Origin of the sequence: Pedobacter jamesrossensis, assembly GCF_042650905.1 — a bacterium.
In the GTDB taxonomy this organism is placed as follows: domain Bacteria; phylum Bacteroidota; class Bacteroidia; order Sphingobacteriales; family Sphingobacteriaceae; genus Pedobacter; species Pedobacter jamesrossensis.
In genome coordinates, this window is sequence record NZ_JBHSBY010000134.1 from 1 (window position 1) to 19,279 (window position 19,279).

Consider the following 19,279-nt stretch of genomic DNA (forward strand, 5'->3'; position numbering starts at 1 on the left):
CAAGGATGGCAGGATGATCTCTTTAATCCATAAGTACCTAAGGTCGGGCGTAATTGTAGCAGGTAAGTTCGAACAAACGAACCTTGGGGTGCCCCAGGGAGGCCCACTGAGCCCACTATTAAGCAATATCATGCTGAATGAACTCGACAAAGAACTAACCAAACGGGGGCATCGCTTTGTCCGTTATGCAGATGACCTAGTGGTCTTCTGCAGGAGCAAACGCGGTGCGCAACGTACCATGGCCAGTACAGTCCGGTTCATCAGGGATAAGCTTTTCTTGGGTGTTAACCTCGAAAAAAGTAAAGTGGAGTATGCAGGGAATGCCAAATTCCTGGGCTACTCATTTTATAAAACCAAAGGATTATGGCGTCTAAGGACGCACCCAAAAAGTGCCTCACGGATGAAAGCCAAGCTGAGGATGCTTACCTCCCGCAGTAATGGATGGAGCAATGATCAGCGAAAAGACAAACTTAAACAGTTTGTAACTGGCTGGGTCGGATACTTCAAGCTCGCCGATATGAAATCATTATTATCTAGAACAGACGAGTGGCTTCGAAGGCGGCTTCGTATGATATTTTGGAAACAATGGAAACTGGTGAGAACACGGATAGCCAATCTGGTTAAACTCGGCATTGAAAGAGCTAAAGCATTCCAGTTCGCAAACACGAGGAAAAGTCTGTGGCGAACATCGAATAGCCCAATTCTTTCTAGCTCGGTAACCACCAAACGATTGGAGGCTGCTGGATATCCTTCATTGGCAAAGAGCTACTCCGATGTACGAAACTAAACTAGAGGAATCGCCGTATACCGAACGGTACGTACGGTGATGTGAGAGGACAGGCTGGGAAATAATCCCAGTCTTCCTACTCGATTTTAACAACCTACTGATTAAACTGTATATTTTTGGTTACAACAACGGCTAATTTTCGCGTGGTGAGGCAAATTGTTTAATATTGGGAATAACTTAATCTAACCAATTGTGACTGACCAACAAACCAGTAATACATTATTAAAAACCAAAAAGCATTTCGAAATTTTAGATGGTTTAAGAGGAATAGCTGCAATAGCTGTAGTACTTTTTCATTTCATGGAAATCGCAATTACAGATTATAGCAAAAACTTTATTGGACATGGTTATCTGGCTGTCGATTTTTTCTTCTGTTTGTCTTGTCTGGCTTTGTAATCGCATACGCTTACTATACAAGAGCTAAGGAAATCGGAATGACACAGTTTTTCAAGCTCAGACTTATTCGTCTACACCCATTAGTAATCATAGGCTCTGTACTCTTTCCTTTGGATATTCCTAACTTATGTTACCACGATTAAGCCAGATATATTAATATTAAAATTAATAATCCCAGTTTGCGTTATACTCCTTATTCTTTTTGCTTATCTGGTTATGGTGTTTATAGATTTATAGATATTCCTATAAGCAATTATCTCAAAAATAAATGGCTTAAAGTTAAGGCCTAAAGTATTTTTGATTCTGTTTAGAAGGCTATTTATCTAATAAAAACTTGCTTTTCAGCATAAAAAACAGCATCTTTGTATAAAATAAAATCACTTTGTATGTGATTTAGAATTCACTTTTTTATAAACAACTTCAAAAAGTCCTCTCTAGGGGATTTAGAGGTAAATCATAGTTGTAGATGATTAATATTACTTTACCTGACGGCTCTGTTCGTCAGTATGAAAAGGGCACATCTGCCCATCAAATTGCATTATCAATTTCTGAGGGTTTAGCCAGAAACGTTTTAGCTGCCGAAGTAAACGGAGAAGTTTGGGATTCGACTCGTCCAATTGAAGCAGATTCTTCTGTAAAACTTTTAACATGGAATGATGTAGAAGGAAAGTCAACTTTTTGGCATTCATCTGCCCACTTAATGGCCGAAGCATTAGAAGCGCTTTATCCTGGTACTAAATTTGGTATTGGTCCTGCAATTGAAACTGGTTTCTATTACGATGTAGATTTTGGCGATAAAGAATTTTCTTCGGATGACTTCAAAGCCATCGAAACCAAAATGATTGAACTGGCTAAGCAAAAAGAAACTTTTACTCGTAAAAGTGTTAGCAAAGCTGATGCAATTAAATATTTCACCGAAAAAGGCGATGAGTACAAACTAGATTTAATTGATGGTTTGGAAGATGGAAAGATTACTTTCTACTCTCAAGGTCAATTTACCGATTTATGCCGTGGTCCGCATATTCCAAATACTGGTTTTATAAAAGCAGTAAAACTGATGAATGTGGCTGGGGCTTATTGGAGAGGCGACGAAACTAAAAAACAATTAACCCGTATATATGGCGTAACTTTTCCAAAGGCTAGCGAGCTTACTGAATATCTTTTAATGATTGAAGAAGCTAAAAAACGCGATCATCGTAAACTCGGAAAAGAACTTGAATTATTTGCTTTCTCAGAAAAAGTAGGTATGGGTTTACCTTTATGGTTGCCTAAGGGAACAGCTTTACGCGAACGTTTGGTTAACTTTTTAACTAAAGCGCAAGCAAAAGCTGGTTATGAGCAAGTTGTTACTCCTCACATTGGTCACAAGAATTTATATGTAACTTCTGGTCACTGGGAGAAATATGGTAAAGATTCTTTTCAACCAATAAAAACTCCGCAAGAAGGAGAGGAGTTCTTCTTAAAACCAATGAATTGTCCGCATCACTGCGAGATTTATAAAACTAAGCCACGTTCTTATAAAGATTTACCTGTTCGCTTTGCCGAGTTTGGTACTGTTTATCGTTACGAACAAAGCGGCGAATTACACGGTTTAACTCGTGTACGTGGTTTTACTCAAGATGATGCACACTTATTCTGTATGCCAGAACAAGTAAAAGAAGAGTTTAAAAAAGTTATCGATTTGGTACTTTACGTATTCAAATCTTTAGGTTTTGAAGATTATACAGCTCAAATTTCGTTAAGAGACCCAGAAAATAAATCGAAATATATAGGTTCTGATGAAAACTGGAGATTATCTGAAAATGCAATTATCGAAGCAGCGGCAGAAAAAGGTCTAAATACAGTTGTAGAATATGGTGAAGCGGCATTTTATGGTCCTAAGCTAGATTTTATGGTTAAAGATGCTTTGGGTAGAAAATGGCAATTAGGAACCATTCAGGTTGATTACAACCTGCCAGAACGTTTCGAATTAGAATACACAGGTAGTGATAACCAAAAGCACAGACCTGTAATGATTCACCGTGCACCATTTGGTTCATTAGAAAGATTTATTGCGGTTTTGATTGAACATTGTGCCGGAAACTTCCCATTATGGTTAAGTCCGGAGCAGTTTACAATCCTTCCTATTTCAGAAAAATATGAAGATTATGCAAAAAAAGTTTTAGATGAGCTAAATAATTCCGATATTCGCGGGCTGATTGACTTTCGAGATGAGAAAATTGGTCGCAAAATACGCGACGCGGAAGTTAAAAAAATCCCTTATATGCTCATTATCGGTGATAAAGAGATGGCCGAAGGAAAAGTTTCGGTTAGAAAACATGGAGAAGGTGATTTAGGTGAAATGACGTTGGAAGAATTCAACAACTTATTAAGAAAAGAAATAACAGTTTAAATTAAAACAATACACATTTGGCATTAGGAAGACCAGGATTTAACAGGGGACCACGTCCACCTTTTAAGAAAAAAGAAGCAGAACATAACATTAATCAGTACATAAAATCGCCTGAAGTGCGTTTAGCTGGCGATAATGTTGAACCAGGGATTTATCCTTTGGCAAAAGCTTTGGCACTTGCTGATGAACTGGAGTTGGATTTGGTAGAGATTTCTCCAAACGCAGTTCCTCCGGTTTGTAGAATTATTGATTATAGCAAGTTTGTTTACGAGCAAAAGAAAAAGCAGAAAGAGATAAAATCAAACGCTAAGCAAACTGTTATTAAGGAGATTCGTTTCGGTCCTAATACGAACGACCACGATTTTCAATTTAAATTAAAACATGCAATAAGCTTTTTAGAGAGTGGTGAGAAAGTTAGAGCTTACGTGCATTTTAAAGGTAGAGCAATTGTTTACAAAGAACAGGGAGAGATTTTATTATTAAAATTTGCCCAGGCTTTGGAAGATGTAGGAAAAGTAGAGTTATTACCAAAATTAGAAGGTAAACGTATGTTCCTTACAGTTGCGCCTAAAGTAGCAAAAAAATAAAAATAGGTTTATAAATTAAAAAACAGGTTATGCCAAAAATGAAAACCAATTCCAGTGCTAAAAAGCGTTTTTCGCTTACTGGAACAGGTAAAATCAAGAGAAACAACGCATACAAAAGTCACATCTTAACAAAGATGAGTACTAAACGTAAACGTGCCTTAGGAAATGCTAGCATGGTAACAGCTGCAGATACTGGTAACGTTAAGCGTATGCTTTGTATCGGAAAGTAATTTATTAATTCACCAGGTATCAGGCTTTAAGTTTCCGATTAAACGGAACGCCGCTTGCCAAAAAACAACAACAACATGCCACGTTCGGTAAACGCAGTAGCTTCGAGAAGAAGAAGAAAGAAAATCCTTAATATGGCCAAAGGCTATTGGGGAGCAAGAAGTAAAGTTTATACTGTTGCTAAAAACACAGTAGAAAAAGGTTTGCAATATGCATACCGTGACCGTAAGGTTAAGAAAAGAGAATTCCGCGGATTATGGATCCAACGTATTAATGCAGGTGCTCGTCAGCATGGTATTTCTTACTCTCAATTAATCGGTAAACTAGCTTCAAAAGAAATCGGTTTAAACCGTAAAGTATTAGCTGATTTAGCAATGAATCATCCTGAAGCTTTCAAAGCTGTAATTGATGCAGTAAAATAGAAATTTTCGCCTCGGCGATTATAATATTAAAAAAGTCCTGATGTAAATCAGGACTTTTTTGTTTTAAAGTGTTTGATCGTCTATCGATGCATCAGGAGCATTAGTCTGAACCGATGCTATTCCATTATCTCTTGAAGTTTCACTCTCGTACATTTCACTCGAACCAATGATTTGTCCATTAGTCGCTTTTAAATTAAAATAAGCTTTTCCGCTGCTTGAAGTTTTCTTGTCGAATTTAGAATCGTCTTGCGAATTTTTTCTAACAGATTCAATACCGTTTTCACAACTGGATTTTGCAGAATAACCTTCACTGCTTAAAATTACCTGACCATTTCCTGCCGCTAAATTAAACTGAAACTCACCATTTTTTCTTTTACTGATTACAAATTTTCCCATTATAAAATTATTAAGTTAAAAATTAATTATTAATACTCTAGCCCGGGACGATTTGAATTAAAGTTATAATTTTTTCAAAATTTGTTTGCTAATTTTGAATATATATTATTTATAATCCATTTTAAACTTACTCAAATCTGGTTTTTGCTTTTTTGCTCTTTTCAATTCTACTTCGTAAATGCTTCTACCTAAATTTTTCATAAAAGGATAACAAACCGTTTCGTATTCATACTTATTATCATTGAAAATTCCATCTTCATTACTTTGAATAACTGCGGTTAAGAAAAACTCAATTCCATTTTTAAAATCTACGAAGTAAGAATTATCGATTATGTAACCATAACTATCACCATACTTATTAAATATTCTAATGTCTGGGTTTAAATCTGCGTTTTTATCTCTACCGTAATACAGCATTTTAGCATAGGTTGGCCAAAATTCTTTTTCATCATATTTAGGATAATTGCTTTCTGTTGGCAATTTGCTCATGTAGGTGTAAATCAATTGATAATCATCCGGAGTTAAATTATAGCGTTCGTTGGCAGGAAAAACTTCTGGTAGGATTAGTTTTTGCATTAGCTTTTGCTGGTCGTTAATTGCAAAAGCATTTTTATTCTCCAGGCTGAAAGGCTTATTTACCAATTTGTCAGAGCTATCTAAATAACCCTTACCCATTACTGTATTGGTTAAAACCAAATCATATTCTTTTGGGTCATATTGCGCTTCTTGATTGTAAACCAGTTTATCACCATTGTAAAATTTAATTGGATTAGTATGTTTAGCGGTTTCACCAGCATCACCGATGGCTAAGCGGTTTAAAATTCTACTATTCAGAAGTCCATTTTTCTTTAATTTTTCGTTTAATTCCGCTCTTCCAATAAACTCAAACAATCTATTAAAAGCATCGTTATCGCTGGTTAAAAGAATTTTTTTGATATAATGTTCAATTGATGGCAGGCTATTTTGAGCTGAACTATCTTTTAAAACCTTGGTTTGACCCTTAAAAGCGCTATCTGTTATCATGGTGCTTTTGACTGTAATTCCCGTTGCTTTTAAACGATTAACTTTCTCTAAAGCGAAAATTACGGCGGCTAATTTAACGGTGCTGGCAGGGTAGAAGTAATGCTGTGGATTTAAATTGTAACTATAGCTTTTAAAACTTGGTTTGTTTTTAGCATCGCGATTAATCTGTGTATAAAGAATTTGTACCTGGTTTTTATCTGCGTGGTTTAATATGCTTCCAAAGAATTCAGGTTTAGATTCTAATAATTTATTTAGAAAAACGGTATCTATTTTTTGAGCGATAGCAGATAAACTCATTACGGAAAATACAAAAAGGAGAATAGATTTCATAATTCGGATTTGATATTTAAAGTTAAAATAATCATTTCTTAATCGGTTATTTAAATAGGATAAAAAGCTTTTTGTTTTAACCTTTGGTCTTTCAGCTTTAATACCTACTTTTGCAGCGCTTTTGGTTTCCGGCTTTACAACCGGAATTAAAAGGGAATGCAGTGTAATTCTGCAACTGTCCCGCAGCTGTAAGCTCTATAACGTTTTTTCATTCAAAAAGCCACTGTTTCAATTCTGATTCGGGAAGGCAGAAAAAACGGGAGTAAGTCAGAAGACCTGCCTTAGCGTATAATTTCATAGCTTTCGGGGATTGAAGCTAGGTTTGAGGTACTAAACGTTTTCGTATTTTCATTTCCTTTCCTAATCTGTTGGCTGTGGGCAAAACTCACAATCAAATGAACAAAAAAAGAATTTTAATTGCTGCAGGCCTGGGGTTTGTACAATTAACAATTAGCCAATTGGCTAATGCACAAGACAGTTTACAACTGAAAGATGTTGTAATTACGGCTACAAAAAACGACCAGAAGCAATCGCAAACTGGTAAGGTGGTTACCATTATTAGCAAAGAAACTTTAGAACGTAGTCATGGTAAATCATTACCAGAATTAATTAGCGAGCAGGCAGGTATTATCGTTGCAGGTTCGAGCAGTAACCCAGGTTTAAATAAATCGGTATTTTTCCGTGGTGCGGGTAGTGCTTATGCTGTTGTTTTAATTGATGGAATTGTACAAAACGACCCATCAGGAAATGGCGGCGCTTTCGATTTACGTCTTTTATCAATCGACCAAATAGACCATATCGAAATTTTAAGAGGTGGCCAATCTACAATTTACGGTTCGGATGCAGTTGCAGGCGTAATTAACATCATCACTAAAAAAGGTGGTCCGAATGGAAACACAATTTATGGTGTTGCAAGTATTGGCAGTTACGAAACTTTAAAAGGTACTATTGGCTTAAATGGAGGGGTAGAAGGTTTTACATATAACGTTAATTATACTCAGAATAAAAGTAATGGTATTTCTGAAGCGGCTAATCCGGAAGGAAACAGTGCAGAATTTGATAAGGATGGTTTCAGAACGGGTGCTTTAAATGCAAATTTCGGAGTAAAATTAGATAAGCATTTCTCTGTAAATCCTTTTGTGCGCTATTACTATGGTAACTATAGTTTTGATGGTGGTGCTTTTGTGGATGCAGGAAACTATTCGATTCTTAAAAACGTTGCTGCTGGTACAAATGCAAAATATGAATTTGCTACAGGTAAAGTAACTTTAAACTATAGCTATGAAAGCACTTCAAACGATTCTCATAGTTCGTTTCCAAGTTTTTCTCAAGGTAAAATCTCAATTGTAGATGTATTTTACAACCAAAAGCTTAACAATAAGTTAGATTTACTGGTAGGTATAGATAATCGAGTAATGAAGCTTGTTTCGGCTGGTAAATCTCCAAAAGCCAATATTTTTGCAGCTTATGGTTCATTATTTTTACATGATTTAAGTGTATTTAACTTAGAGGTTGGTGGTCGTTACAACAAACACGAGCAATATGGTGAGAACTATACTTATTCAGTTACACCAAGAATCAACATTATTAAGGAAATAAAATTATTTGGTACAGTATCAACAGCTTTTAAAGTGCCAACATTAAATATGTTGTTTGGTCAGTTTGGTGCTAATTTAGATTTGAAGCCCGAAAAGTCTCAAAATTATGAGGCTGGAGTTAACTTCAGCTTTGCTGATGAGAAATTTACTTTAAGATTAGCTGGTTTTAAACGCGATTTAAAAGATGCAATTATTTATGCTTTCCCTGCAGGATATGTTAATCAGGTTAGCCAAAAAACTAAGGGTTTTGAAGTTGAGCCAGCTGTTAAGTTTGGAAAGTTTAGCTTAAATGGTTATTACGCTTATGTTGAAGGAAATGAATTTAACTTCGTAGATAACGCCATTGCAGATTATCTTTTCCGCAGACCAAAAAATACTTTTGGCATAACTGCAGGCGTTCAGGCTACTACAAATTTATTCGTTAGCGCAAATTACCGCTATTTCGGAAATCGTACTGATGGTAATTTCAGCACTTATACGGTTGATACTTTACCAGCTTACAAATTATTAAGCGCTTATGCAGAATATTCATTAGCAAACAAACGTGTTAAAATATTCTTCGATGCTAAAAACATACTAGATGAAAAGTATAATGAAATTATCGGCTATAATAGCATGGGTTTCAATTTTAATACAGGCGTAAGTTTTAATATCCGATAAGAAAATTTAACTTTGCAAAATAATTAACCAATATAAAATGGCTCATTTAAAATTTAACCCACGCACTTTATTGTTATTATTAATGATATTGGCAATAACGGGTTTCCGTTTACTGGTAACATTTAATTCTGATGAATTGAAGTTTGCTAATTTTTCATCGATAGGGGCAGTTGCACTTTTTGGTGGCGCTTACTTTAAAGATAATTTGAAAGCATTTGCTTTTCCTTTATTAAGTTTATTTTTAAGCGATTTTGTTTTATCGACAACTATTTTCAGTAAATACAGTAGCGGCTTTTTATACGAAGGTTGGTATTGGGTTTACGGAGCATTTGCTTTAATGGTTTTAGTTGGAAGATTAATGCTAAAAAATATAACGATAGCTAATTTATTAGCATCAACATTGGTTATAGTTTTAATACACTGGATTGTAACTGATTTTCCGATTTGGTTTAGAAACCCATCTTATACACAAGATTTAGCTGGTTTTTGGTTATGCCTGGAAAGAGCGATTCCTTTCGAAATTAGATTTTTAGAAGGAACTGTAATTTATGGCGCAATTCTTTTCGGAGCTTTCGAAATTTTAAAAGCGAAGTATCCAGTGTTAAAATTACAGACACAAAAGATATAATAGTTCTTAAAACGAATAATAAAATCCTCTTTCGATTAATTTCAAAAGAGGATTTTTTTTAACTTTATTCCAGGTTACATCATCCATTTTACTTTACTTATCACATTTACCACAATATGAAGGTTGTTTCTTTTTTACCCGCTGCTACCAAAATGATTTACGATATGGGTTTGCAGGAATATTTGTACGGCGTTACTTTCGAATGCCCAAAAGAAGCTGCAAACATGCCTAAAATTGTTCGCTGCATATTAGAAGGAAAAAATTATTCTAGTATAGAAATTGATAAGATTTTTTCAGCCTCGAAAGCGCAGGGGAAAAGCTTGTATTGGGTAGATGATGAGTTGCTGGAAAGCATTTCGCCTGATATCGTTTTTACACAAGATATTTGTGAGGTTTGCAATATTGACACCGTTTGCACCGAAACAGCAGTAATGAAACTTAGCAAACAGCCAACCCTCGTTCCTTTATCACCAAATAATTTGCAAGATGTTTTTGAATGTGCCATAACTATTGCTAAAGCAATGGGCAAGGAAGAAGTTGCCTTAAATTATCTAGCTAATCTTCAAAAGAAAACAGATTATATTCTGGATGAGTTAAGAGCAAATAAAGCGCCTTTAAAACGCATAATGTTGATGGAATGGATTGAGCCAATTTATAACTGCGGACATTGGATTCCTTTTCAAATTGCCGCTGCAGGTGGTGTAGATATGCTTTCTAATCCGGCAGGAGATTCTATTGTAACCCAATGGGAGAAAATTGTAAAATACAATCCACAGGTTTTGGTTATAGCGCCATGTGGTTTTGATGTAGCCAGAAGCATAGAAGAAATGCCTTTACTAACATCTAAAAAAGGTTGGGATGATTTGGAAGCTGTGAAAAATAACCAGGTTTACATAGCAGACTTTGATATGTTTACCCAACCAAGTGTAGGTACTTTGGTTGAAGGTATTGAAGCCCTGGCTTGCATGTTTCACCCCGAAATATTTACGGCAGATGAGTTTATTGCTAAGAAATTTGTAAACTATTCTAAAATCGAAGTTTTAAGCAGATAATGAAATTAGTTGTTTTAACAGGGGCAGGGATTAGTGCAGAAAGTGGCTTGAAAACTTTTCGCGATTCTGACGGACTGTGGGAAGGTTATAACATTTACGATGTGGCAACACCAGAGGCGTGGGAAAGAAATCCTGAATTGGTTCAGGAATTTTATAATGAAAGAAGAAGACAAGTTTTAGCTGCTCAGCCAAATTTGGCACATTCCATTTTGGCCGAACTCGAAAAAGATTTTGATGTTGAAATTATCACACAGAATATAGATGATTTACACGAAAGGGCAGGCTCAACAAAAGTTACTCATCTTCATGGGGTAATTACAAAATCTCAATCCAATATCAAATCAAGCCTTACTTACCAAATTAATGGCTCAGAGATACGAATGGGCGAACTATGCGAATTAGGCTCGCAGCTGCGTCCGCATGTGGTTTGGTTTGGCGAATCTGTTTCAATGATTGAGGTTGCTGCAGAAATTTGTAAGAAGGCAGATATTTTTGTGCTAATTGGTACATCTTTGGCTGTCTATCCGGCTGCTGGCTTAATAGATTTTATTCCATCATCAGTTCCAAAATACATTGTAGATCCAAAAATACCCGAAGTAAGGCGTTACAAAAACATAATAGCAATAGAACGAACTGCTGTTAACGGTGTAGCATCTCTAAAAGATATCCTTTTAAATAATGAATAAGAAGCTTTGCATTTTTAATTGGAGCGGTGGAAAAGATAGCACACTGGCTTTACATTACGCATTACAAGATGAAACTATTGAAATAAAGTATCTTATTACAACGCTAACAGAAAAATACAAGCGGGTTTCTATGCATGGCGTTCGCGAAAGCTTACTAATTAAACAGGCAGAAAGCATTGGTATTCCATTGTATCAAATTCGTTTGCCAGAAATGCCCGATATGGAAACCTATGATAATACAATGCGAATTCATCTTCAGAAATTCAAAGATGAAGGCATAACGCATTCTATTTTTGGCGACATATTTTTAGAAGATTTACGGCAATATCGGGAAGAAAAACTTGCCGAAGTTGGCTTAAAAGCAATTTTTCCTTTATGGAAAAAAGATACGACTTTATTAATTAATGAATTTCTTAAATTGAACTATAAAACCATCATAGTTTGTACGCAGCAAAATCTCAAATTCATTTGTGGAAAAGTAATTACACAATCTTTAATTAGCGCCTTACCAAAAAATATAGACCCCTGTGGTGAAAGTGGCGAGTTTCATACTTTTGCCTTCGAAGGTCCAATATTCAAGAAAATAGTCAATTTCGAGGTTGGAGAGCTTGTATATCGAACTTATAATAATCCAACAAAAAATACCGATAATGAAGTTGAAACTGATTCAGAATCAACTGATTTAGGTTTTTGGTATATTGACTTATTAGATTAGTTTTACAATTTTAAAAATTTTTGGCATCATTTTTTCTTTAGTATTGATTATTAACTAAATTATACATCCCAAATGAAACTTTTTTAACCGGGTTAGGTGGTTAAAAGAAGAGTAATGAAAATTAAACGTTATGAAAAAGATATTTGTAGTAATCGCATTAAGTTCAGTAATGTTTGCTTGTAACAATAAAGCAAAAGAAGAAGCTGCATTAAAACAACAAGAAGCAGAAAAACAATTGGCTGTTAAGGCTGTGAAAGATAGTTTAAGGTTAGATAGCTTTAAAAGAGCAGAAACTGCAAAAGTTGAAGCCGAAAAAGAAGCGCAACATCAAGCTGAGTTAGCTGCAGCAAGAAAAGCAGGTTCAAGATCTTCTAAATCTTATGCTACAACATCTGGTGGTAGTTCTAGCTCTTACGGAGGTACACAACCAACTGCTAAAAAAACAGGTTGGAGTGATGCTGCTAAGGGTACAGTAATTGGTGCAGCAGCAGGTGCAGTAGGCGGTGCTTTAATTGATAAGAAAAAAGGTCGTGGCGCAATTATCGGTGGTTTAGCTGGTGCTGGCGGTGGTTATTTAATCGGTAGAGGCGAAGACAGAAAATCTGGTCGTGTGCAACCTAAAAATTAGTTAGGTCCTTATATTTAAGAAAGCGTTTCGGTGAAAATCGAAGCGCTTTTTTTGTGACTAAAAAAATGATTTCTATATTTAAAATAAAAACTCCCATGACTGAAAACAATATAGCTGACAAAGGACAAATACAGCACTTTGTAATGTTTTGGTTAAAACCACAACTCACTAAAACCGAAATAACTGAGTTTGCAAATTTCTTCGAAAGCTTAAAACCAATCAAATTCATCAAAACATTAAATTATGGTTTGGCGGCTAATACACCTATTCGACCGGTAACCGATAATTCATTTACTTATTCGCTAACAATAACCTTTGCAAACATTGCAGACCATAATGCATACCAGGAAGATAAAACACATTTAGATGCGGTTGAGAAATTTTCTAAAAACTGGTATAGAGTAGTGGTTCACGATACCGTGATTGCTTAAAATATTTAGAAAAGCAAAACCTGTAGTTCGTGGCGAATATAGTCCCGACATTTACTACAATATTTTTGTTAACGATATTGAGATTAAATTCCATGCTGGTTTAAAACCAGCATGGAATTTTTGTTTATGAACCAAAAAGTATTTTTTTATGCTGGGTTTATAAATGATCGGAAAAGCTGATAAAAAAATGAAAATATTGTAAACTTCTCATTAATTTGGTAGAATTAACCCTCAGAATTATATTTTGTGTTATGCTTTAATAGTCAATATATCAGTAAGTTATAATACTTATACTAAACAAAAATATAAAATAAACATAGATTTTAGTGGTAAATACAGGTACTTTTTCAAAATTAAATTTTGATTAGCTATTTTACTATCTGTAAATCAGATAGTTAAGTGATACAATTAACTAAAATTGGTGTCTTTTGTAGGCTGCTGTAAAATCGCCTCTCATAATTTTAAATCTTTCTATTACTGTTGAGATAAACTCTTCGTCTAATATTTCGAGCACATCATTAACACCTCCTCCACTCAAATCAAGCTCCGCTACCTTGTAACTTTGCTCAAAAGTGCCTTGCTCAAATTTTGCAATGTATTTTTGGTTCATCGAAAAGATTGTGATCTTACATTCAGGATGTGGAAGTTCTGCTATAACTCTCATTTTTAATTATTGTTCAGTATTAGGTTTGTAATTCTCAATATTTACGCCGTTTAAAGCTCCGTGGCTTTCTAAAATAGCAAAGCGGGCAAACAACTCTTCTGAATACCATTTACGTTCTCTGGTAAGCTTAATTACGTCAGAATGGTCAAAAGATTTATATGCGTAGTTTTTCATGCTTTCGGCGTTTTCCCAAATAGAAAATGTTGCCTGGTCGAAAAATGGATTTTCACCAACACCTGCAGATAGAATAAATCCCTGTGCTTTTCTCATTCCGTCGGCAGCTCTTTTTATGTTTTGTCTAAACTCTTTCACTTTACCAAAATTAATGGCAGCTCTGGTAATCACGGCAACTCTACCTTCTATTGTTCTTTCATCTTTATTAACCTTAAAAGGCTCAACACCTGACCATAAACCATGACTAGCTAAAGGCTTTAGTAAAATAGTAAATTCTTCTACGCCAAAAAATTTAAACCATTTTATAGTGAATGATTTGCTGTAAAAATCATCATAGTCTAACTTATTTTCCCATGTAGTTAAAATAGCCCAGTGCTTAAAATCAGGACCTAAATCAACCTGAGCATTTTTACCGCTACCCATTAATTTCCAAAATTTACATTTCTTATTTAACAAAAGTGGTAAGCGCAAAATGGCCATCCCTAAAAAAGCAAACGGAATTGTTAGTGTGCGATACTTAGTAATGGTTAAAGCTACAATCATGTTCAATAGGATTAATTCGGTCAAAACTAAGGATTTTAACGATATGATGTGTTTCAAAATTTAGTCATATAATAGCTAAATTCATTAAATGCAATAAATCCTGATTAGTTTTGCTTAACAGATAATATAAATATAATGGCAGAAGATTTAACTATAAGTAGAAATACCACGAAAGAAGAACAATACAAATCTCTAATTCCTCAAATAGAAGGTTTATTGCATGGTGAAACGGATTTCATCGCCAATTTAGCTAATGTTTGTGCTGCATTAAAAGAACAGTTCAATTGGTTTTGGGTAGGTTTTTATTTGGTAAAAAACGATGAATTGGTTCTTGGGCCATTTCAAGGGCCAGTTGCCTGTACACGAATTAAAAAAGGTAAAGGCGTTTGCGGTTCTTCATGGCTGCAAGCAGAATCTATAATCGTACCTAATGTTGATGAATTTCCAGGTCATATTGCGTGTGCATCTGCATCTAAATCTGAAATCGTTTTGCCATTGATTAAAGACGGAGAAGTTATTGGTGTATTGGATGTAGATAGCGAGTTTTTAAATCACTTCGACGAAATAGATAAGCTTTATTTAGAAAAAGTTATCTCAATTATATTAAATAAATAATTTAGTTAAAATTTTGAAACTAAATCAGGAATACTATCTTAATGAAGATGTTATTAACCTTGCTAAAGACTTGCTGGGTAAAGTTTTATACACCAAAATTAATGATGAGACTACAGCAGGTATCATCGTAGAAACTGAAGCTTATTTTGGAATTCAAGATAAAGCCTCTCATGCCTACGGCGGGAAGAGAACGCCACGAACGGAAACCATGTACGCCCAAGGTGGAGTTTCATACGTTTATCTCTGTTATGGAATGCACAACCTCTTTAATGTTGTTACTTCTGCCAAAGATAATCCTAATGCTGTTTTAATTAGAGCAATAGAACCTTTAGTTGGAATAGAAATTATGGAGGAGCGAAGAAATATGCCACGTTCTAAGGCAGCAATATCTTCTGGGCCTGGTTCAGCTGCTAAAGCCTTGGGCATTGATAGAACGTTTAATGCCAAAGATTTACTTGGTGATGAAATCTGGATAGAAGATCAGCATATTAGTTTAAGTCATGAACAAATCGCAACAACACCGCGAGTTGGCATTGCTTATGCACAAGAACACGCTTTATTACCTTTACGCTTTTTTGTAAAGGGTAATAAGTATGTAAGCAAACCAAATAAAGTCTAATTTTTTTCAAACATTTCTTTGCTCGATTCTGTTCTTTCATAAATACCAAGAGTTATGAAAAACGAAAAAAACATATCAATTTTAAAAGAAATGGCAGAAAGTGTTCGCACTTGTATGTTTACAACATTCTCAAGTAACAATGAATTAGGGAGCAGACCGATGGGTACGGCTAAAATAGAAGATGATGGGAGCTTATGGTTTTATACTAATGAATATTCCCTTAAATCAAAAGAAATTTCGAAAGATGATAACGTGTTGTTGGCTTATAGCGATCCTTCTAAAAACACATATTTAACCGTAAAGGGCAAGGCTGAATTGATTGATGATAAATTAAGAAAAGAAGCTTATTTTTCGCCTTTCGTTAAAGCTTGGTTTCATGATGGAGTTGAAGACCCAAGATTGATTTTAATAAAAGTTACACCAGAAGAGGCTGAGTATTGGGATTCTTCATCATCAAAAATTGTAGTTCTTTTTAGTATTTTAAAAGCAGTCGTTACAGGCGACACCCCTGATTTGGGTAAGCACGACACAATTAAATTTTAGTTAAAATTAATTTCAAATTGAGCAGGATTGGAAACAATACCTGCTTTTTTTGTAATATTGAAAAATGAATTTCGAAAATAATTTAGCCTTCGCCAAAGCACAGGATGAAGCAGATATACTAAAAGATTTCAGGGGTCAATTTTTATTCCCAAATCATAATAATAAAAATTTTATATACTTATGTGGTAACTCTTTAGGGCTTCAACCTAAAGTTGCGAATGATGTTTTAAAACGGCAATTGGATAACTGGGCTAACCATGCAGTAGAGGGCTGGTTTGAAGGAGAGGAACCTTGGATGTTTTATCATAAAGAACTAAAAAAACTCATGGCGCCTATTGTTGGGGCTTCGCCAGCTGAAGTTTGCCCAATGAATACGCTTACTGTGAACCTTCATTTATTGATGGTTAGTTTCTATCAACCAAAGGGCAAAAAAATCAAAATTATAATGGAAGGTGGTGCTTTTCCATCAGATCAATATGCAATAGAAAGTCAGGTTAGGTTTCACGGCTTTGACCCAAAGGAAGCTATTATAGAAGTTTTTCCTAGAGAAGGTGAGGAAATATTAAGAACTGAAGATATAGTTGCTAGAATCAAAGAAAACAGCGAGGAAATTGCACTTGTTTTGTTTGGTGGCATAAATTATTATACAGGTCAGTGGTATGATATGGAAACGATTACGAAAGCTGGTCATGATATTGGTGCCATAGTTGGATGGGATTTAGCCCACGCAGCAGGTAATGTTCCTGTTAAACTACATGATTGGGGTATAGATTTTGCTTGCTGGTGTTCCTATAAATATCAAAATTCTGGTCCGGGAGGGGTAAGTGGGATTTTTGTTCACGAAAAGCATTTCTCAAACACCAAGCTTAACCGTTTTGCAGGCTGGTGGGGTTATCAGGAAAATAAGCGATTTAAAATGGAAAAAGGTTTTATACCAGAAGTTGGGGCAGACGGTTGGCAAATCAGTTGCACGCAGGTTATGCCAATGGCTTTATACCATGCATCACTGCAAATATTCGAGCAAGCAGGTTTTATAACGCCACTTAGAAACAAAAGTATTGCTTTAACAGGGTATTTAGAATTTGTTATAAATCAGGTGAATAAAGAATTAAATTTTCAGCAATATAAAATAATCACACCAAAAGATTCTAAAGGCCGTGGGGCTCAATTATCGATCATCGCAAAAGAAAAAGGAAAGGAAATTTTTGATGGCTTAGTAGCAGATTACATACTTGGCGACTGGCGTGAACCTGATGTTATACGTTTAAGTCCGATACCGCTTTACAACTCCTTTGAAGATATTTATCTAACGGGACAATCACTTTTAAAAGTGAGCAGGAAAATTATTAACACTTAATATTAAAAATCAATGATTAATTATAACCCTAAAGATTGGTTTACATTTATTTTTAACGTCCACAAGGCTGATACTATTCGCAAACTATGGCCTTTAATGTTAAGTGTTTCTATATTTTCTGCACTTGTTGCATTTTTAGAATTGAACATCTTCAAGCTCTCTAAAAGCGACTATGTAAGTAATATTGGTATGATGCATAGCCTACTTGGCTTTGTGATTTCGATGTTATTGGTATTTAGAACCAATACCTCGTACGATAGATGGTGGGATGGACGCAAATTATTGGGTGCCTTAACAAATGTTAGCCGTAATTTTGCAATGAAAATTAAAGCGCTGAAGTTACCAGAAGAAGATTTGCGTTTTTTTGAATACGGAATTCCTAAGTATGCTTTCGCACTGAAAGAACACCTTCGGGAAAAACAGTATTTTGGTAAGAATAGCTTCCTAATCGAAGTTGAAGCTGGTAAACATATTCCGAATCAAATTGCTAGTAGTATGATTACCAGGCTTTACGAATTATTAGAGCGAGGTTTAATTTCTCAGGAGCAATTAATTATTCTAACAAACGATGTTAATCAGTTTACGGATATTTGTGGTGGTTGCGAACGTATTAAAAACACACCAATCCCATTTTCTTATAGCGCATTTATTAAAAAATTCATCTTTATTTATGTACTTACCATACCAATTGGCTGGGTATTTAGTTTAGGCTATTATCTGGTATTAATTGTTCCCTTTATACTCTATGTACTAGCGAGTTTAGAGCTTATAGCTGAAGAAATAGAAAACCCATTTGGAGAAGATGCAAACGACTTACCTGTTGACCAGATTTGTGATAATATTGAAAAGCATGTCGAGGAAATTTTAAACTAATGATTAAAATTGCATGGCATCCTTTATATGCGCATCCATTACCTGAAGGACATCGCTTCCCAATGTTAAAGTATGAGCTAATACCAGAGCAATTACTACACGAAGGCACTATAGAACCAAGCAATTTATTTAACCCCGAGCCAGTAGATGAAGAAATTATTCTGCTAACTCATGATAAGAATTATTGGAGAGAACTAAAAGGTTTAACGCTTTCAGCAAAGGAGCAAAGAAGAATTGGCTTCCCACTAAATACTCAGTTGCTAGAAAGAGAATTACGTATTACACAAGGAACAATAGGTGGTGCACATTTTGCATTAGCCACTGGAGTTGCTTTTAACGTAGCTGGTGGAACACATCATTCTGGTAGCAATTGGGACGAAGGTTTCTGTATATTAAACGACCAAGCTATTACAGCCAACTACCTATTATATAAAAAGTTAGCTAAACGCATATTAATTATCGATTTAGATGTTCACCAAGGAAACGGAACGGCTGAAATCTTTCAAAATGAATCAAGGGTTTATACATTCTCCATGCATGGCGATAAAAATTTTCCGTTTAGAAAAGAACTTTCTGATTTAGATATTCCTTTGGATGATGGTGTTGCAGATTTAGAATATTTATCACTTTTAGAGAAGAATTTAAAAATAGCTTTTGAAAAAGCACAACCAGATTTTGTCTTTTATCTTTCTGGAGTGGATGTACTTTCTACCGATAAATTGGGTAAGCTAGCTTTAAGTAAAGCAGCTTGTAAAGAAAGAGATAAAATCGTACTAGAAGCTTGTAAAGCTAAAAATTTACCACTGCAAATTAGCATGGGTGGTGGCTATTCGACAGACATAAAGGATATTGTTGATGCACATTGCAATACCTATAGATTAGCTTTTGATTTATTTACCTAGATTTTCTTCCCCAATAATATTCTTATCTTC

At 35.0% G+C, this 19,279-nt stretch carries 22 protein-coding genes, 1 pseudogene and 1 riboswitch; of the genes and pseudogenes, 19 read left to right on the forward strand and 4 right to left on the reverse strand.

The genetic code is table 11. The annotated features are described in order from the left end of the window. The 6 genes and pseudogenes from ACFOUY_RS15360 to rplT form a co-directional block, all read left to right on the forward strand. Positions 1-787 (forward strand): reverse transcriptase domain-containing protein (locus ACFOUY_RS15360; RefSeq protein WP_378961870.1); only part of this gene is annotated, 787 nt, incomplete at its 5' end. A gap of 192 nt (positions 788-979) precedes the next feature. After that, positions 980-1,287: pseudogene (locus ACFOUY_RS15365) on the forward strand (acyltransferase family protein); the annotation flags it as partial. A 362-nt stretch (positions 1,288-1,649) separates the two neighbouring features. Beyond that, positions 1,650-3,575 (forward strand): threonine--tRNA ligase, encoded by a 1,926-nt coding sequence (gene thrS, locus ACFOUY_RS15370; protein ID WP_378961871.1) that lies wholly within the window; start codon positions 1,650-1,652, stop codon positions 3,573-3,575. A 17-nt stretch (positions 3,576-3,592) separates the two neighbouring features. Beyond that, entirely contained in the window at positions 3,593-4,162 is a 570-nt protein-coding gene (gene infC, locus ACFOUY_RS15375; protein WP_025144713.1) for a translation initiation factor IF-3, read from the forward strand. 29 nt (positions 4,163-4,191) lie between these two features. Further along, entirely contained in the window at positions 4,192-4,392 is a 201-nt protein-coding gene (gene rpmI, locus ACFOUY_RS15380; protein WP_056872807.1) for a 50S ribosomal protein L35, read from the forward strand. Between the two features lie 75 nt (positions 4,393-4,467). Further along, positions 4,468-4,812 (forward strand): 50S ribosomal protein L20, encoded by a 345-nt coding sequence (gene rplT / locus ACFOUY_RS15385; protein WP_123206121.1) that lies wholly within the window; start codon positions 4,468-4,470, stop codon positions 4,810-4,812. A 63-nt stretch (positions 4,813-4,875) separates the two neighbouring features. On the opposite strand, the gene ACFOUY_RS15390 is transcribed toward rplT, so the two are convergent. Further along, entirely contained in the window at positions 4,876-5,208 is a 333-nt protein-coding gene (locus ACFOUY_RS15390; RefSeq protein ID WP_378961875.1) for a YegP family protein, read from the reverse strand. Positions 5,209-5,313: 105 nt separating this feature from the next. Then, on the reverse strand, positions 5,314-6,561 hold the full coding sequence (locus ACFOUY_RS15395) for a serine hydrolase (protein ID WP_378961877.1): 1,248 nt from the start codon (positions 6,559-6,561) through the stop codon (positions 5,314-5,316). A 105-nt stretch (positions 6,562-6,666) separates the two neighbouring features. Beyond that, positions 6,667-6,859, forward strand: a riboswitch (cobalamin riboswitch). Between the two features lie 97 nt (positions 6,860-6,956). On the opposite strand from ACFOUY_RS15395, the gene ACFOUY_RS15400 reads away from it, so the two are divergent. The 7 genes from ACFOUY_RS15400 (at position 6,957) to ACFOUY_RS15430 (ending at position 12,959) form a co-directional block, all read left to right on the forward strand. After that, complete coding sequence (locus ACFOUY_RS15400; RefSeq protein WP_378961879.1) at positions 6,957-8,819, forward strand: TonB-dependent receptor plug domain-containing protein; 1,863 nt, start codon at positions 6,957-6,959, stop codon at positions 8,817-8,819. Between the two features lie 37 nt (positions 8,820-8,856). Further along, positions 8,857-9,447 (forward strand): DUF6580 family putative transport protein, encoded by a 591-nt coding sequence (locus ACFOUY_RS15405; protein ID WP_378961881.1) that lies wholly within the window; start codon positions 8,857-8,859, stop codon positions 9,445-9,447. A gap of 116 nt (positions 9,448-9,563) precedes the next feature. Further along, entirely contained in the window at positions 9,564-10,499 is a 936-nt protein-coding gene (locus tag ACFOUY_RS15410; protein WP_378961882.1) for an ABC transporter substrate-binding protein, read from the forward strand. Further along, a complete protein-coding gene (locus tag ACFOUY_RS15415) occupies positions 10,499-11,185 on the forward strand; it encodes a Sir2 family NAD-dependent protein deacetylase (protein WP_378961884.1) in 687 nt (228 codons plus the stop codon). The genes ACFOUY_RS15410 and ACFOUY_RS15415 overlap by 1 nt, the downstream gene beginning before the upstream one ends. Then, on the forward strand, positions 11,178-11,900 hold the full coding sequence (locus tag ACFOUY_RS15420; RefSeq protein WP_378961886.1) for a Dph6-related ATP pyrophosphatase: 723 nt from the start codon (positions 11,178-11,180) through the stop codon (positions 11,898-11,900). Before ACFOUY_RS15415 ends, ACFOUY_RS15420 begins: the two co-directional genes overlap by 8 nt. A gap of 130 nt (positions 11,901-12,030) precedes the next feature. Next, the gene (locus ACFOUY_RS15425) at positions 12,031-12,528 is read left to right on the forward strand and encodes a YMGG-like glycine zipper-containing protein (protein WP_378961888.1); all 498 of its coding nucleotides are present in this window, start codon (positions 12,031-12,033) and stop codon (positions 12,526-12,528) included. A gap of 95 nt (positions 12,529-12,623) precedes the next feature. Continuing rightward, entirely contained in the window at positions 12,624-12,959 is a 336-nt protein-coding gene (locus ACFOUY_RS15430) for a Dabb family protein (RefSeq protein WP_378961891.1), read from the forward strand. 412 nt (positions 12,960-13,371) lie between these two features. Here ACFOUY_RS15430 and ACFOUY_RS15435 read toward each other — a convergent pair whose 3' ends face one another. Both ACFOUY_RS15435 and ACFOUY_RS15440 read right to left on the reverse strand, forming a co-directional pair. Then, the gene (locus ACFOUY_RS15435; protein WP_378961892.1) at positions 13,372-13,623 is read right to left on the reverse strand and encodes a hypothetical protein; all 252 of its coding nucleotides are present in this window, start codon (positions 13,621-13,623) and stop codon (positions 13,372-13,374) included. Between the two features lie 6 nt (positions 13,624-13,629). Next, positions 13,630-14,364 (reverse strand): DUF3291 domain-containing protein, encoded by a 735-nt coding sequence (locus ACFOUY_RS15440; protein ID WP_378961894.1) that lies wholly within the window; start codon positions 14,362-14,364, stop codon positions 13,630-13,632. Between the two features lie 111 nt (positions 14,365-14,475). Here ACFOUY_RS15440 and ACFOUY_RS15445 point away from each other — a divergent pair, with 111 nt between their 5' ends. The 6 genes from ACFOUY_RS15445 to ACFOUY_RS15470 all read left to right on the forward strand — a co-directional run bounded on the left by ACFOUY_RS15445 (position 14,476) and on the right by ACFOUY_RS15470 (position 19,249). Further along, complete coding sequence (locus ACFOUY_RS15445; protein ID WP_378961896.1) at positions 14,476-14,955, forward strand: GAF domain-containing protein; 480 nt, start codon at positions 14,476-14,478, stop codon at positions 14,953-14,955. A 13-nt stretch (positions 14,956-14,968) separates the two neighbouring features. Beyond that, positions 14,969-15,574, forward strand: coding sequence for a DNA-3-methyladenine glycosylase (locus ACFOUY_RS15450; RefSeq protein WP_378961898.1), 606 nt, complete (start codon positions 14,969-14,971; stop codon positions 15,572-15,574). A gap of 54 nt (positions 15,575-15,628) precedes the next feature. Further along, positions 15,629-16,117 carry a pyridoxamine 5'-phosphate oxidase family protein gene (locus ACFOUY_RS15455; RefSeq protein WP_378961900.1) on the forward strand — a complete coding sequence of 163 codons (489 nt, stop codon included), beginning with the start codon at positions 15,629-15,631 and terminating at the stop codon, positions 16,115-16,117. Between the two features lie 64 nt (positions 16,118-16,181). Continuing rightward, the gene (gene kynU, locus ACFOUY_RS15460; protein ID WP_378961901.1) at positions 16,182-17,474 is read left to right on the forward strand and encodes a kynureninase; all 1,293 of its coding nucleotides are present in this window, start codon (positions 16,182-16,184) and stop codon (positions 17,472-17,474) included. Positions 17,475-17,486: 12 nt separating this feature from the next. Continuing rightward, entirely contained in the window at positions 17,487-18,347 is an 861-nt protein-coding gene (locus tag ACFOUY_RS15465) for a bestrophin family protein (RefSeq protein ID WP_378961903.1), read from the forward strand. Beyond that, positions 18,347-19,249: a histone deacetylase family protein gene (locus tag ACFOUY_RS15470; RefSeq protein WP_378961904.1), complete on the forward strand. Its 903-nt coding sequence runs from the start codon at positions 18,347-18,349 to the stop codon at positions 19,247-19,249. The genes ACFOUY_RS15465 and ACFOUY_RS15470 overlap by 1 nt, the downstream gene beginning before the upstream one ends. Positions 19,250-19,279: the final 30 nt, after the last annotated feature.

Excerpts from the sequence above, each read along its gene's own strand:
- ACFOUY_RS15455 (WP_378961900.1), top strand. The coding sequence starts at position 15,629 with ATGAAAAACGAAAAAAACATATCAATTTTAAAAGAAATGGCAGAAAGT.
- rpmI (WP_056872807.1), top strand. The coding sequence starts at position 4,192 with ATGCCAAAAATGAAAACCAATTCCAGTGCTAAAAAGCGTTTTTCGCTT.
- ACFOUY_RS15390 (WP_378961875.1), bottom strand. The coding sequence starts at position 5,208 with ATGGGAAAATTTGTAATCAGTAAAAGAAAAAATGGTGAGTTTCAGTTT.
- ACFOUY_RS15410 (WP_378961882.1), top strand. The coding sequence starts at position 9,564 with ATGAAGGTTGTTTCTTTTTTACCCGCTGCTACCAAAATGATTTACGAT.
- ACFOUY_RS15465 (WP_378961903.1), top strand. The coding sequence starts at position 17,487 with ATGATTAATTATAACCCTAAAGATTGGTTTACATTTATTTTTAACGTC.
- ACFOUY_RS15425 (WP_378961888.1), top strand. The coding sequence starts at position 12,031 with ATGAAAAAGATATTTGTAGTAATCGCATTAAGTTCAGTAATGTTTGCT.
- ACFOUY_RS15400 (WP_378961879.1), top strand. The coding sequence starts at position 6,957 with ATGAACAAAAAAAGAATTTTAATTGCTGCAGGCCTGGGGTTTGTACAA.
- ACFOUY_RS15415 (WP_378961884.1), top strand. The coding sequence starts at position 10,499 with ATGAAATTAGTTGTTTTAACAGGGGCAGGGATTAGTGCAGAAAGTGGC.
- ACFOUY_RS15470 (WP_378961904.1), top strand. The coding sequence starts at position 18,347 with ATGATTAAAATTGCATGGCATCCTTTATATGCGCATCCATTACCTGAA.
- ACFOUY_RS15435 (WP_378961892.1), bottom strand. The coding sequence starts at position 13,623 with ATGAGAGTTATAGCAGAACTTCCACATCCTGAATGTAAGATCACAATC.
- ACFOUY_RS15445 (WP_378961896.1), top strand. The coding sequence starts at position 14,476 with ATGGCAGAAGATTTAACTATAAGTAGAAATACCACGAAAGAAGAACAA.
- ACFOUY_RS15430 (WP_378961891.1), top strand. The coding sequence starts at position 12,624 with ATGACTGAAAACAATATAGCTGACAAAGGACAAATACAGCACTTTGTA.
- rplT (WP_123206121.1), top strand. The coding sequence starts at position 4,468 with ATGCCACGTTCGGTAAACGCAGTAGCTTCGAGAAGAAGAAGAAAGAAA.
- ACFOUY_RS15395 (WP_378961877.1), bottom strand. The coding sequence starts at position 6,561 with ATGAAATCTATTCTCCTTTTTGTATTTTCCGTAATGAGTTTATCTGCT.
- kynU (WP_378961901.1), top strand. The coding sequence starts at position 16,182 with ATGAATTTCGAAAATAATTTAGCCTTCGCCAAAGCACAGGATGAAGCA.
- ACFOUY_RS15420 (WP_378961886.1), top strand. The coding sequence starts at position 11,178 with ATGAATAAGAAGCTTTGCATTTTTAATTGGAGCGGTGGAAAAGATAGC.
- thrS (WP_378961871.1), top strand. The coding sequence starts at position 1,650 with ATGATTAATATTACTTTACCTGACGGCTCTGTTCGTCAGTATGAAAAG.
- ACFOUY_RS15405 (WP_378961881.1), top strand. The coding sequence starts at position 8,857 with ATGGCTCATTTAAAATTTAACCCACGCACTTTATTGTTATTATTAATG.